The following is a 13748-nucleotide window of genomic DNA, read 5'->3' on the forward strand; positions in this document are numbered from 1 at the left end:
GATCCGTCCTCATGCGAACTCCTTCGTGGCTGTTGCGGGCTCTCCTTTATCCGGCAGGGTGCTCGAGCGGCGATCCAACCTCGATCGGCCGCCGATCGGCCGCCGCTCGGCCGCTGCCTGCTCGGTCCTCGAGGCGGACCTGTGAACCTGAGCGCGCAGGCGCAGCCCGCCGCACTGATGGGCACCTCACTGAAGGGACGGCCCTGGCATGAACCTCGGTGTCAATCTCTCCTACCTCGACGCGGTCGAGGTCGCGCGGGAGGCCGAACGGCTCGGGTACGACGTCGCGGTCGTCCCGGAGGGGTTTCGCGCGGACGGCGCGACCGTTCTCGGCGCCGTGGCCGCCGCGACCACGCGAATCGCCCTGGCCTCCGGCGTCTTCCAGCTTCCCGGCCGCACGCCGGCGATGACCGCCCTGACCGCCTCGACGCTCGACCTCGTGTCCGGAGGCCGCTTCCGGCTGGGGCTCGGGGTGTCGAACCCGGACATCTCCGAGGGCTGGCACGGCGTCCCGTTCCGGCGGCCGCTCGGCCGTACCCGGGAGTACGTGGAGATCGTGCGCCGCACGCTCGCCCGCGAGCCGGTCACCCACGACGGCGCGCACTACCGGCTCCCGCCCGAGGGGTGCACGGCGACGCCGTTGCGGCTGTACAGCGAGCCCGTGGCCGAGCGCATCCCGATCTATCTCGCCGCCGTCGCGCCCGGCGGGCTGGAACTGGCCGGTGAGATCGCCGACGGCTGGCTGGGGGCGTTCTCCCCACCGGACGAGCTGCCGAAGACCGTCGAGTCGCTGCGCGCCGGCAGGCTGCGCGCCGGGCTGCCGCTCGACGGGTTCGAGATGCTCTGCGGAATCCCCATGGCGCTGGGCGCCGACGTCGAGGCGGCCGCCGTGCCGATCCGCGGCTACCTGTCACACTTCCTCGGCATGGGCGGCCGCAGCCGCAACGTCTACCTCTCCCTCTTCGAGCGGATGGGGTACGGCGGCGAGACCGGCGTCGTGCACGAGCGCATGGTCGCGGGCGACCCGCACGCCGCCGCCGCGGCGGTGCCGGCCGGCCTGGTGGACCGCATCTCGCTCCTCGGCACCCCGGACCGGATCGCCGGCCGGATGCGGGCGTACGCGGAGCAGGGCGTCACCACCCTGGTGATCTCACCCTTCGGCGGCACGACGGCCGAGCGGATCCAGATCCTGCGGATCGCCGCGACGGCACTCGACCGAACCGGCCTCGCGGTCTGACCGCCATGGACACCTCCGGAACGAGCCGCCGGGGGGCCGTGCTGCGCGGGCTGCGCGGGTTGCGCGGGTTGCGCGGGTTGCGCGGCAACCCCTGGGCGGTCATGACGACCACCTGCCTCGGATACTTCATCACGATCCTGAACTCCACCTCGGTCAGCATCGCCGTCCCGGAGATCCAGGCCGACCTCGGCGCGAGTCTCAGCGAGGTGCTGTGGGTGGTCGGCGGCTACGTGCTGGCCCTCGCCGTGCTGACCGTCACCGCCGGCAGGCTCGGGGACGTCGCGGGCCCGCGGAACGTCTTCCTGGCGGGGATGGTGGTGTTCACCGTCGCCTCGGCGCTGTGCGGGTCCGCCCAGTCGCCGTGGCAGCTCATCGCCGCCCGCCTGCTCCAGGGCGTCGGCGCGGCGTCGATCATCCCGCAGACGCTCACGATGATGACCCTCGTCTTCCCGCCGGAGCGGCGGGGACGAGCCGCCATGGTGTGGGGCGTGACCGCCGGGCTCGCCGGCGTGGCGGGCCCGACGCTCGGCGGCCTGCTGGTCTCCACCACCGGCTGGCGCTCGGTCTTCGCCGTGAACCTTCCCGTCGGCGCGCTGATCGTGGTCCTCACCCTGCTGGTGGTACCGCCCGGACACGACCGGCGGGTCAGGCGGCTGGACGCGACGGGCGCGGCCCTGGCCGGTGCCGGGCTGGGCGCGATCACCTTCGGCCTGCTGGAGGGCAGGCACTACGGCTGGGGCACCGTCGTGTCCTTCGTGACCGTGCCGATGATCATCGGGATGGGATGCCTGTTCCTGGCCGGGTTCGTGATCCGGCAGCACCGGGCGCGGGAGCCGCTGGTGCCGACGAGGTTGTTCGCCGACCGGACGTTCACGCTGATGACGGCCTCCATGGCGATCGTCTCCATGTGCGTGATCACGCTTTCCCTGACCTTGACGCTCTACCTGCAGACGGTGCTCGGCATGCCAGCCGTACAGGCCGGGCTCACACTGGCGCCGTGGGCGCTGGGCATGACGTTCGGGTTTCCCCTCACGAGCCGCCTCGTCGAACGGTTCGGCGGTGAGCGGGTGCTGCTGGGTGGGCTCACCGTGTACGCCGCCGCCCTCGTCACCGTCGCGCTGCTCTGCAGGCCGGGTGTGAGCGGGCACCTGCTCGTGGTGCCGCTCGCGGTCGCCGGGCTGTCACAGTCCGCGGCGTTCGGCCCGATCACCTCACTGGCGATGCGGGACGTCGGCGCTGGCATGGCGGGGGCCGCCTCCGGGGTGTTCAACACGATCCGCCAGACCGGGACGCTGATCGGGATCTCCGTGCTGGGCGCGGTGCTGCAGGCCCGGCTGGACGGCGGCACAGGGGAGGCCGCGGATCAGGTGGCCGGGCCGTTGCCCGCCCGGTACCGCGGCCCGTTCGCCGAGGCCGTGGCCGGGGCGGCCGCCCGCGGCGAGGGAGCCGCGATCGTGGTGCCGTCCGGTGTGCCCGCCGGGACGGCCGAGCGGATGCGGGTGCTGGCCGAGGCGGCGTACGGGACCGCGTTCGGCTCGGCGGTCAGGTTCACGTTGCTGGTCTGCGCCGCGAGCGTGGTGCTCGCGGCGCTGGGCTCCTACCTGAACGAGCGGGCCAAGGCGGTCAGCCCGGAACGCGTCCCACGGCCAGATACAGATCGGTCCCCGTCGGCGTGATCCCCGCGAACTCCAGGCCGGCTCGCTCGAACAGGGCGGCGTAGTCCTGCTCGGTGCGCTCCCGGCCCCCCATGACCAGCAGCATGTGCAGGTCCATCGCCGGCACGAACTTGCCCTTCGGTGGGTCCTGCAGCAACGGGTCGGCGATGACGATCCGCGCCCCCGGCTTCGCCGAGGCCGCCACATTGCGCAGGATCTGCTCGCAGTCGTCGTCCTCGTACATGTGCAGCGTCAGCTTGAACACGTACAGGTCGGCGCTGAAGGGCACCTCTCGGAAGTAGTCGCCGGTCACCATCGCGCAACGGTCGGACAACCGGCCGGACAGCAGGTCGTCGTCGACCACGGTCAGCGTGGCCTCGGTGTCGAACCAGACTCCGGACAGGTGCGGGGCGTGTTCCAGGATCGCGCGCAGCAACGTCCCCTCCCCCGCGCCCATGTCGGCGACGGTGTCGGCCTCCCCCAGGGGCAGCGCGCGCACCAGCCTCGGGTTCATCTGGTCCGACCAGGACGTCATCCCGCGGAACATCCGCGCCTGCGCCTCGGGGTGGTCCTTGAGATAGCCGAAGAAGTCGGTGCCGAAGACGTCGGGAAACAGGCACTTGCCGGCGCGGACCGCGTCGGCGAGCCTGCCCCACATCACCCAGCCCCAGTCGGACGGGGTGAGCAGGGTGTGGATCAGGCCGCCAGGTGCGTCCCTGCGCATCGTGCGGGACATGTCCGTGTGCCTGTACGCGTCCGGGGTCACCTGCTCGAAGATGCCGTACGCGGCGAGCGCGCGCAGCAGGCGGGCCAGCGCCTTCGGCTCCGCCGCGACCCGCACGGCGATCTCGGCCACGGGTGTGGGCCCGTCGCCGACCGCGTCGGCCAGGCCCAGTTCCGCCGCTGCCCGCACGATCGCGGCGTCGTGCACCGAGTTGGACAGGCGGCGAACCCTTTCCGCGGGAGACGGTTCCGCTGTGCTGGTCATTTCCGTTTCCTCTCACCACCTGGCGGACGATGTGTCGGCCTCATCCTGTGCTCGGCCGCTCGAACACCGAGCGAAACCAGGACGAGAGTCCAGCGCCGCTTGCGGACGGCTTGAGCCGCCGCGTCCATCGTCGTGGACGACGACATATCGGAGAGCAGGAGACCACCGATGACCCTCAAGTTCCCGTTCGAGTGGCCGCCCGGGGCACGACTGCCGGAGGAGCTCGCCACGCTCCGGGACGAGCCGGTGGTGCGGGCTGTCATGCCGAGCGGCGACCCGGTCTGGCTGGTGACGCGCCACGCGGACGTCCGGGCGGTGCTGTCGGACCGGCGCCTGAGCCGCAACAGGGAGCGACCCGGCGCGCCGCGCATGACCGTGGCGGCGAGAACCAAGATGTTCCAGAACCCGAAGATCGACCGGGATCCGCCCGAGCACACCCGCATGCGCCGGCTGATGACCAAGGCGTTCACCCCGGCGCGGATCGAGCGGCTGGAGCCCTACGTCAAGGAGGTGGTGGCAGAGCTGCTGAACCGGTGGCGCGAGCCGCCGGTGGACCTCGTCGCCGAGTTCGCCTTGCCGCTGACGTTGCGCGTCATCTGTCGCCTGCTCGGTGTCCCGGTGCCGACCAGGAGCGCTTCCGCACCGGGGTGGGCGAGGCGTGGCAGTACATCGGCGAGCTGATCGAGGTCAAGCGGGCGGATCCGGGCGACGATCTGGTCAGCGAGCTGATCGGCGTGCACGACGACCAGGACGGGCGGCTGAGCACGCACGAGCTGCACGTCTGGTGCACCGTGCTGCTGATGGCCGGGCACGAGACGACCGCGGCGCAGATCGGCAGCGGGGCGGTGCTCCTCATGCAGCACCCCGACCAGCTCGCCCTGCTGCGCTCCGAACCGGAGCGGATCTCTGACGCGGTGGAGGAGCTGCTCCGCTTCCAGGTGGCCGGCCACTCGCTGTCGATGCTGCGGTACGTCACGGAGGACATCGAGGTCGGCGGGGTCACCATACCGGCCGGCTCCGGCGTGGTGCCGGTGCTGGAGTCCGCCAACCTCGACGAATCGGTCTTCCCCGACCCGCTGCGCCTTGACATCACCAGGGACGCGCGGGACCAGATCGCCTTCAGCTCCGGTCCGCACTACTGCCTGGGCGCGGCGCTGGCCAGGCTCGAACTGCGAACCGCGTTCGCCGCACTGATCGAGCCGGTTTCCCGCCCTGCGGCTCGCGGTCGACGTCAGCGAGCTCAGGCACCACGACAACCCCTTCGAACTCGGCTTCGCCGAAGTTCCCGTCACCTGGTAACCACCGGAGGAGAAATGCGAGACGGCTATTACCTTCGAGCTACCTGACCCCCCCGGGGCTGCAGCGGCTGGCGATGGTGTCCTACCGGCACGACAACAACATCTCGCTGTGGCACAAGCAGGGATCGGAGATCCGGCTCCTCGGTCACTGGAGTTCGAGCGAATAAGCGGCCTGAAGCACCACGGACGCCGTTCCTGACCATGGAGGACCTGCGCTCGTTCGTGAACGGCCTGCTCGGCGCCTTCGGATTGTCACTCGGCGACATGACCGAGATCTGGGGCACTCCAGGCCTGGCCACCACGAACGACTACCACTTCGTCGAGGAGTACCCGGAGCTCTCCTTTCACAGCATCGCGCACCTCTACAGCGCGATACTGCTGGACAGCGAGACGTTCTTCGAGGGCGACATCCTGGGGCTCGCCGTGGACGGTGGGCCCGACCGCCTGCTCGACCAGCGGTACAAGCGCTACTGGTTCACCGGCGCGGTCAGCCGCCGCGGCGTCGTCGAGACCTTCCCCGTCGCCTCGCCCGGCCTGCTCTACAGCACCGCCAAGGACCGGTTCAAGATGCGCGAGGGCACGCTGATGGCGCTCGCGACGGCCACCAAGGCGGCCGGGCGGTGCGACCGCGAGAGCATCCTCCGCACGTTCGACTTCACCGGCCTGGCGGCGCTGGAGGGGGCGCCGCTGGCGTTCGAGGAAATCGTGGCCGAGGTCCGGGCGACGGCGAGCACCGATCCGGACTTCACCGAGGAGGAGAGCTTCGTCAGTGCCGTCATGAAGGAGATCCAGGCGATCTCGGTGATGGCCATGGAGCGCAACGTCGAGACCGCGCTGGAGCGCTACGACCTCGACCCGGCCGAGACGCACCTCGCGCTGGCCGGGGGTTACGCGCTGAACTGCCCGACCAACAGCCACCTCATGGCCAAGTACGGTTTCTGCGGCTTCCTCACCCCGCCGTGCGTGGACGACGGCGGGCAGGCGATCGGCATCGGCCTGGCCGCCTTCCACAAGAAGACCGGCGGCGAGCGGTTCACCTTCCGTTTCCCCGGCGCCTATCTCGGGCGCCAGGACGACGACCTCGACGGTGCCCTGGCGGAGTTCGGCGAGTACGTGGCCGACATCTCCGACCTCGACCACGACCAGGCGGTGCGGGACATCCTCGCCGAGCCCATCGCCTGGTTCCACGGCCGCTCGGAGATCGGGCCGCGGGCACTGGGCAACCGCAGCCTGCTCGGCGACCCGACGTCGCGGGCGGCCAAGGACGCGCTCAACGGGTTCAAACTGCGTGAGTGGTGGCGGCCGGTCGCGCCCGTGGTGCTGGAGGACCAGCTCGAGGCATGGTTCGAGGACAGCAGGCCCTCACCGTACATGCTGGAGACCTTCACGATCCGGGAAGAGCGCCGCGACCAGATCCAGGCGGTCGCGCACCTCGACTACTCCGCCCGGGTGCAGTCGCTCAACGCCGAGCAGAACCCGGCGCTGCACGCCCTGCTGACCGCCTTCCACCGGCACACCGGCGTGCCGATGCTCTGCAACACCTCGCTGAACGACAAGGGCGAGCCGATCATCGACACCATCCGTGAGACGATCAATTTCTGCCTGCGCAGGAGGATCGGCGTCGCGTACCTCAACGGCCGCAGGGTGGCCTTCCACAACTTCGACTCCTACCCGGCGAAGGGGCCCTACCCGCGCATGCGCCAGCCCTTCACCTCGATCCCGGCGAGCCGGGCCATGGCCGTGCACGCCGAGCTGAACCCATACCGCCTGCCTGACCTGTACCTGCACGTGCTGTACCTCGACCTCGCCCTGAGCGGGAAGTTCGACCTGCGTACGGAGGAGGGCGCGGCGGAGGCGTTCAAGGCGGTGAACAGCCGGCTGCGCGCCGATCCCTCGCTGTGGCAGGCCGCCGAGCGCAGTATGCGCCGCGCGGAGCACCGGTTCACCACGTTCGGCCCGGACGCGCTGCTCAACCTGGAGCTGGGCGCCGTCCGCCAGATCACCGGCGCGTGAGCGATCCGGCGACCCGGCGGCGTCAGTGACGGACGAAGGAGGGACGTAGCTCGGCCAGCGCGCCGGCCACCACGGCCGGGGCGGGCCGGCCGAGCATCTCCTCCCGCAGCTCGCCGGCGGCCCGGCGGGGCTCGGGGGCGTCCAGCAGCCTCCTCACCTCCTCCCGCACCGCCGTCGGCGTCAGCTCGGCCATGCTGAGCACCGACGCCGCATCACCGGCCGCGACCCGCCCGGTGTGGCCGGCGTGGTCCGGCAGCTGCGGCACCAGCAACATGGGCAGGCCGTGGGCGAGCGCGGTGAGGATGCCGCCGGCACCACCGTGCCCGATGAAGGCGTCGCAATCGCGCAGCACGTTCCTCAGCGGGGTGTCGACCACGACGCGCACGTTCTCCGGCAGCTCGGCGAGCAGGTCGCGCTGCGCGGCGGAGACGGCGAGGACCACGTCCATGCCCGTCCCCGCGAAGGCGGCGGCCATCCGGCCGGCGAGGAAGCGGGACGGGTCCACCTTGGCGATGGTGTGGCCCCAGCTCACGCACACGCGAGGGCGGCTGCGCGGGCCGGGTGGTTGCCAGGGAGAGGTCTCCGGGCCGTTGTAGGGGACGTAACGCATCGGCAGCACCCGCTGGACACCGGGCAACTGCACGCTCGCCGGCACCGGGTCCACGGTCGCCGCGCCGAAGGGGTCCACCGGCCCGGCGCCGAACCGGTCCGCCAGGGGCGCCAGCGCGTCCGGCAGCACGCCGCGGGCCCGCTGCAGCAGGTCGAAGCCGTAGAGCTGGCGCACGGCCGGAACCCCGGTGACCGCGGCGGCGACCGGGCCGGCCAGGGTCACCTGGTCGTACACCACGAGATCGGCCTGCCAGTCCGTGATCAAGCGGATCAGGTCGGCGGTCATGGACTCGGCGTGCGCCGTCAGCATCCGCAGTGCCCGGGGCCCCTTCCCGTCCCGCTTGGGAGCGGGCCCGGCGGCATCGGGCAGGGGCAGCAGGTACTCCTGCACCATCCCGGCCGTGTCGACATCCGTCCCCACGACCGCCACCGGGAGGTCGGCCCGCAGAACGTCGCGGGTCAGGCCGGGTTCGCTGGCGAGGAGCACCTCGTGCCCTGCGGCCCGGCAGGCCCGGGCCAGCGGGACCAGCGCGTACAGATGCGAGGGCCAGGCCCAGGTCGTGAACACCACCCGCATGGGGCATCTCCTCCTTGACCGTTCGCAGGCGCGCCTGCGGCCGTTCGCCGGCGTGCCTTCCTGCATCGACGATGGCACCGCGTCCTGGAGAGCCGCTGGAGCGCGGCACCGTCGCGCGTCGAGCGGCCGCGGCCATGGTGGCGGGGTGAGCGAACCACGTATCGCCCTGATCACCGGGGCCAACCGAGGGCTGGGTCATGCGACCGCCGCCGAGCTGCATCGCCGGGGTCTCCGTGTCATCGTGACCGCGAGGGACGCGGACACCGCCGCGGAGGCGGCCGCGCGGATCGGCCCGGACGTCCGCTCCCATCCGCTCGACGTCACCGATGAGGACGGCGTCGGACGGGCGGCGGCCCGGCTCGGGCCCGTGGACGTGCTCGTGTGCAACGCAGGCGTGCTGCTCGACGCCGGCGACGACCCGTTGTCGGTGCCGCTGGAACGCGTGGAGCGCACGCTGGCGGTCAACCTCCTGGGCGGGTGGCGAGTGGCCCAGGCGTTCGTGCCGGGCATGGTCTCCCGAGGCTGGGGACGGGTGGTCTTCGTCTCCAGCGGCACCGGGTCGTTCAGCGTCGGGTTGTGGACGGGGGCGCCCTCCTACTCGGTGTCGAAGACCGCCGTCAACGGGCTGACCACCATGCTGGCCACCTGCACCAAGGGGACCGGCGTCCTGGTCAACGCCGTCAATCCCGGGCAGACGAGGACCAGAATGGTGCCCACGGCCGACCGGACCCCCGGGGAGGCCGCCACCGGCATCGCCGACGCGGCCACCCTCCCCGACGACGGGCCGACGGGCGTGTTCCTCCGCGGTGACCAGCAGATCGGCTGGTGACGGTTGGAGCTGACTTCGAGCATCCCTCCACTGCCCGCGGCAACCATCGAGGCGGCCTTTCGAACTCATTCGCAGGAGGCGAGAACGTGCACAGGACTTTGATCGTCGCCAAGCTGAGGAGCGCCGACAACACGCGGCCGATCGCCGAGACGTTCGGCGAGTCGGACGCCTCGGAGCTGCCCCACATGGTGGGTGTGAACCGGCGGACCCTCTTCCACTTCCATGATCTCTACTTCCATCTCGTCGAGGCGGACGAGGACATCTCCCCCAACCTGTACAAGGCGCGCAGCCACCCGCTCTACGAGGACATCAACGCGCGGCTGGCCGAACTGGTCGCACCGTACGACCCGAACTGGAAGGAGCCGAAGGACGCGATGGCCACCCCGTTCTACGTGTGGACCTCTGACGAGGGGAGGATCCGGTGACCACCGAGACGACCGGCGCGAGCGCCGCCGGAACCGGCAAGCCCGCCGTGGTGAAGGCCGCGGACGTGGTGCCCAATCACCGCCGTGGCGGGGACATCCGGGTCACGCTCAGCCCGAGGACGGTGAGCTGCACCTCCGGGTTCGGCGGCGTGCTGTATCTCAAGAGCGGCGAGTTCGTCGCCGAGCACTACCACCCGTACTCGGAGGAGTTCCTGCACGTGATCGCCGGCGAACTGGAGATGAGCCTGGACGGGGAGCGCGTCCCACTCTCACCGGGTGACTCCCTGCTGGTGCCGATCAACGTGCGTCACCGCCTCGTGAACGTCGGGGAGGACGCGGCGCATGTGGTCTTCCACCTCTCGCCTCTGGCTCCTCGTCCCGAGCTCGGGCACGTGGACACCGAGCGGCTGCCAGCGCCCCAGGAGCCCGGCCCGCAGGTCGGGGGGCCGAGTTGAGCCGGGAGGTGGTGGTCACCGGTATCGGTGCGGTCGTGCCCGGCGGCATCGGGCGGGAGGCGTTCTGGCGCCTGCTCGCCGAGGGGCGCACCGCCACCCGGCGGATCTCGCTGTTCGACCCGAGCGGGTTCCGCTCGCAGATCGCGGCCGAGGTGGACTTCGATCCCAGGGCCGCGGGGCTGTCGGCGCAGCAGATCCGGCGCATGGACCGGGCCGCCCAGTTCGCCATGGTCAGCACGAGGGAGGCGGTCTCCGACAGCGGCCTGGACCTGGGGGGCTTCGAGCCGGACCGGATCGGCGTCGCGATCGGCAGCGCCGTGGGCTGCACGATGGGCCTGGAGAAGGAGTACACGGTCCTGACCGACGAGGGCCGCCGCTGGCTGGCGGACCACACCTACGGGGTGCCGCACCTGTACGGATACATGGTGCCCAGCACGCTGGCCGTCGAGGTGGCGTGGGAGGCGGGCGCGGAGGGCCCGGCGGCGCTGATCTCGACCGGTTGCACGTCGGGGCTCGACGCGGTCGGCCATGGGGCCGTGCTCATCCAGGAGAACGCGGCGGACGTCGTGATCGCGGGGGCGACGGATGCGCCCCTGTCCCCCATCACCTCCGCGTGCTTCGACGCCATCCGGGCCACCTCGCCGAACAACGACGACCCCGAGCACGCCTCGCGGCCGTTCGACGCGACCCGGGACGGCTTCGTGCTCGGCGAAGGCGCCGCCGTGATGGTGCTGGAGGAGGCCGAGGCCGCGCGGCGCCGCGGCGCGCGGGTGTACGCCCGCATCGCCGGCTTCGCCAGCCGCAGCAACGCCTTCCACATGACCGGCCTCAAGCCCGACGGACGTGAGATGGCCGAAGCGATCCGGGTGGCGCTGGATGAGGCCAGGATCGACCCGGCGGACGTCGACTACATCAACGCGCACGGCTCGGGCACGCGGCAGAACGACCGGCACGAGACGGCGGCGTTCAAGCGCAGCCTGGGCCGGCGCGCCTACGAGGTCCCGGTGAGCTCGATCAAGTCGATGGTCGGGCACTCGCTCGGCGCGATCGGCTCCATCGAGGTCGCGGCGTGCGCGCTGGCGCTGGAACGGCAGGTCGTGCCGCCGACGGCCAATCTGCGGCACCGCGATCCGGAATGTGATCTCGACTATGTGCCGATCACGGCCCGCGACCATGAAATGGACGTCGTGCTCAGTGTCGGCAGCGGTTTCGGCGGGTTCCAAAGTGCCATGGTGCTCACCCGTCCCGCATAGCGGTTATCTGCACTGACTCCGCACCCGGGAGATCGGTACCCTCGATTGGCCGAGTAACGAATCCGTCAATACCACCGAAGGTAAGACTCATAAAACCAGGGATGCCCACATCCGCTTCGCGGCGGGACGTTCTCCGGCAAGTGCGGAGTCTTCGCAGGCCACAACGGAAATTGCGGGAAAACACGCGAGTTGATCAAATACTGAATCACGGGGCCGGAAGTCGAGCCCTAGGGGAGAGTTCAGGGTTTTCTCCGATGTTCGTCGCCGGAATCGAGTAATACCGTTATCGAGAACCGCTACACCCTGCAGCCCAGTGATCTTCGAGTGATTTTCGAGGTCTTATAACACGCGTCTGCTAACTTCCTAAGAGAGATCGTTCATTGTGCGGCCGAAGGCAACGCCGGGGTAAGTTGCGATGGTGCCGCCGACGACATTCTCGGGCAAGTGGACGCATGGGGAACGACGTCAGGAGAGGCCTGCACGGGCGTGACCCAATGAATACAGGGGGCGGTGCGTGTGGTGGAGATCAATCTTCTCGGACCGATGGAGGTACTCAGTCATGGCGCCATCTTGACGCCGTCGGCTCCCAAGCTGCGCACCGTGCTCAGCTTGCTGGCCGTGCAAACGAGCGTCGTCGTCCGAACCGACAAGATCATTGAGGAGCTCTGGGAGGACAATCCGCCGACGAGCGTCACCACCACGCTCCAGACCTACATCTACCAGTTGAGAAAGCTGCTGCGGCTGGGGACGCCGCCGGACATGGACAGAGCGGGCGACACTCCTGCCGACGCCGTATTACGTACGTCCCCCTACGGATATGCGTTGTTCCTCGACCCTGACATGCTCGACACCACGCGCTTCGAGCGGCTGTCGGACCAGGGCAGGCGGGAGCTGGAGGCGGGCGACGTGAACGCCGCCGCCGAGACACTCTCCCGTGCCCTGCGGCTCTGGCGCGGGCCCGCGCTGGTCGATGTCAGCCACGGGCCGGTGCTGCGAGCGGAGGCGCTGCGGCTTGAGGAGATCAACAGGAACACGCTCGAGCGCCGCATCGAGGCGGACCTTTACCTGGGCCGACATCATGGGCTGCTCGGCGAGCTCACGCGATTGGCCGCCGAGCAGCTCACGCATGAAGGGTTCCAGGCCAAGCTGATGCTGGCGCTGCACCGCGCGGGCCGACGTTCTGAGGCACTCCAAATCTACCAGCGCACCCGCAGCGTCCTGGCCAGGGAGCTGGGCCTCGACCCGTCCAACGAATTGGAGCAACTGCATCGCGCCGTGCTGGCATCCGACGAGAGCCTTGCTCTGCCGCGTCCCCGGTCACCGGTCCGGCTGAGCCACACCCGGCCGCCACGCCAGCTCCCACCTCAGCGAACCGCGCTCGTGGGCCGGCAGCCGCAGGTCCGTGCCGTGCTCGCGGCCATGTCGGCGCGGCAGGTCCACGCACCGCCGGTGGTCGTCATCACCGGTCCACCCGGCTCAGGCAAGTCCGCGCTGTGCGCCGACGTCGGCCATCGAGTCAACACCCCCTATCCCGACGGCCAGCTCTTCGTGCGCCTGCTGGACGCCCAGGGCCACCCGGCCGACCCCCACAACATCCTGGCCGAGTTCCTGCGCGCCCTGGACGTGCCCGAGGACCGCATCCCGGCCACGCTGAGCGAGCGCTCCCGGCTCTTCCGCACCTGGACCGCGGACCGGCACATTCTGGTGATCCTCGACGACCTGGTCCAGACGGACCAGCTCCTCCCGCTGGTGCCCGCGAGTCCGGACTGCGGCGTCCTGATCACCGCTCGCAGGCAGCTTTCCGCACCTGTGGTCACGGCGGCCGTCGAGGTGGGCCCGCTGGACGTCGACGAAGGGCTGCGGCTGCTGACCAACGTGCTCGGCAAGCAGCGCATCGCCCGGGAGGAGGCGGCCGCCCGCGAGCTCGTCCACCTGTGCGACGGCCTCCCCGCCGCGCTGCAGGCGGCCGCCGCACTGCTCCAGCTCAGGCTGCACTGGCCGCTCAGCAAGCTGGTCAGGGGGAACGGCGCAACGAACGGGTACGGCATCCCCAACCATCACGAGCTGTTCCTCTACCCCAGCGTAGAGCTGAGTTACCGGCTCGCCCCGCCGAACGTGCAGCATGCCTTCTGCAAGCTCGTCCGGTTCGACGTCTCCACGTTCACGCCGCACCTGGCCGCACGCCTGCTGCAGCTATCCGAGTTCCACACGGAGTCGCTTCTGGACGAGCTCGTGGAGTTCCGGCTCATGGTGGCCGAGCCCGGAGGAGAGGCGGATCTGCTTCAGTACCGCTTCCTGCCCAGCGTACGGGCGGCCGGCCGGCGGCTGCTCGCCGGTGCCGGTGACGTCGTCCAGGGCTCGCCCTACCAGGCCGTCGGTGCCGGAGTTACGCCGGTATCGTCCTGATCT

At 70.5% G+C, this 13748-nt stretch carries 12 protein-coding genes; 10 read left to right on the forward strand and 2 right to left on the reverse strand.

Annotated features, from left to right (window positions below; translation table 11 throughout):
- Positions 1-208 precede the first annotated feature (208 nt).
- Both ABD832_RS26445 and ABD832_RS26450 read left to right on the forward strand, forming a co-directional pair.
- Positions 209-1237 carry an LLM class flavin-dependent oxidoreductase gene (locus tag ABD832_RS26445; protein ID WP_344900094.1) on the forward strand — a complete coding sequence of 343 codons (1029 nt, stop codon included), beginning with the start codon at positions 209-211 and terminating at the stop codon, positions 1235-1237.
- Between the two features lie 5 nt (positions 1238-1242).
- Positions 1243-2913, forward strand: a complete 1671-nt coding sequence (locus tag ABD832_RS26450) for a DHA2 family efflux MFS transporter permease subunit (protein ID WP_344900096.1) — start codon at positions 1243-1245, stop codon at positions 2911-2913.
- Here the strand turns inward: ABD832_RS26450 and ABD832_RS26455 are convergent.
- Positions 2861-3880: a methyltransferase gene (locus tag ABD832_RS26455; protein ID WP_344900098.1), complete on the reverse strand. Its 1020-nt coding sequence runs from the start codon at positions 3878-3880 to the stop codon at positions 2861-2863. The genes ABD832_RS26450 and ABD832_RS26455 overlap by 53 nt on opposite strands.
- A 168-nt stretch (positions 3881-4048) precedes the next feature.
- Here ABD832_RS26455 and ABD832_RS26460 point away from each other — a divergent pair, with 168 nt between their 5' ends.
- From ABD832_RS26460 to ABD832_RS26470, 3 genes are all read left to right on the forward strand, one after another.
- Entirely contained in the window at positions 4049-4561 is a 513-nt protein-coding gene (locus ABD832_RS26460; protein WP_344900100.1) for a cytochrome P450 family protein, read from the forward strand.
- On the forward strand, positions 4528-5226 hold the full coding sequence (locus ABD832_RS26465) for a cytochrome P450 (RefSeq protein WP_344900102.1): 699 nt from the start codon (positions 4528-4530) through the stop codon (positions 5224-5226). The genes ABD832_RS26460 and ABD832_RS26465 overlap by 34 nt, the downstream gene beginning before the upstream one ends.
- Before the next feature lie 153 nt (positions 5227-5379).
- Complete coding sequence (locus ABD832_RS26470) at positions 5380-7191, forward strand: carbamoyltransferase C-terminal domain-containing protein (protein ID WP_344900104.1); 1812 nt, start codon at positions 5380-5382, stop codon at positions 7189-7191.
- Positions 7192-7213: 22 nt separating this feature from the next.
- Here ABD832_RS26470 and ABD832_RS26475 read toward each other — a convergent pair whose 3' ends face one another.
- Positions 7214-8377, reverse strand: a complete 1164-nt coding sequence (locus ABD832_RS26475; protein ID WP_344900106.1) for a nucleotide disphospho-sugar-binding domain-containing protein — start codon at positions 8375-8377, stop codon at positions 7214-7216.
- A gap of 145 nt (positions 8378-8522) precedes the next feature.
- On the opposite strand from ABD832_RS26475, the gene ABD832_RS26480 reads away from it, so the two are divergent.
- The 5 genes from ABD832_RS26480 (at position 8523) to ABD832_RS26500 (ending at position 13745) form a co-directional block, all read left to right on the forward strand.
- Positions 8523-9206 carry an SDR family NAD(P)-dependent oxidoreductase gene (locus ABD832_RS26480; RefSeq protein ID WP_344900108.1) on the forward strand — a complete coding sequence of 228 codons (684 nt, stop codon included), beginning with the start codon at positions 8523-8525 and terminating at the stop codon, positions 9204-9206.
- Positions 9207-9292: 86 nt separating this feature from the next.
- Entirely contained in the window at positions 9293-9631 is a 339-nt protein-coding gene (locus ABD832_RS26485; RefSeq protein WP_344900110.1) for a TcmI family type II polyketide cyclase, read from the forward strand.
- The gene (locus ABD832_RS26490; protein WP_344900112.1) at positions 9628-10086 is read left to right on the forward strand and encodes a cupin domain-containing protein; all 459 of its coding nucleotides are present in this window, start codon (positions 9628-9630) and stop codon (positions 10084-10086) included. The genes ABD832_RS26485 and ABD832_RS26490 overlap by 4 nt, the downstream gene beginning before the upstream one ends.
- Positions 10083-11339 (forward strand): beta-ketoacyl-[acyl-carrier-protein] synthase family protein, encoded by a 1257-nt coding sequence (locus ABD832_RS26495; RefSeq protein ID WP_344900113.1) that lies wholly within the window; start codon positions 10083-10085, stop codon positions 11337-11339. Before ABD832_RS26490 ends, ABD832_RS26495 begins: the two co-directional genes overlap by 4 nt.
- Before the next feature lie 543 nt (positions 11340-11882).
- Positions 11883-13745, forward strand: coding sequence for an AfsR/SARP family transcriptional regulator (locus ABD832_RS26500; protein ID WP_344900115.1), 1863 nt, complete (start codon positions 11883-11885; stop codon positions 13743-13745).
- Positions 13746-13748 lie beyond the last annotated feature (3 nt).

This window comes from Streptosporangium longisporum (genome assembly GCF_039534895.1).
Lineage (GTDB): Bacteria > Actinomycetota > Actinomycetes > Streptosporangiales > Streptosporangiaceae > Streptosporangium > Streptosporangium longisporum.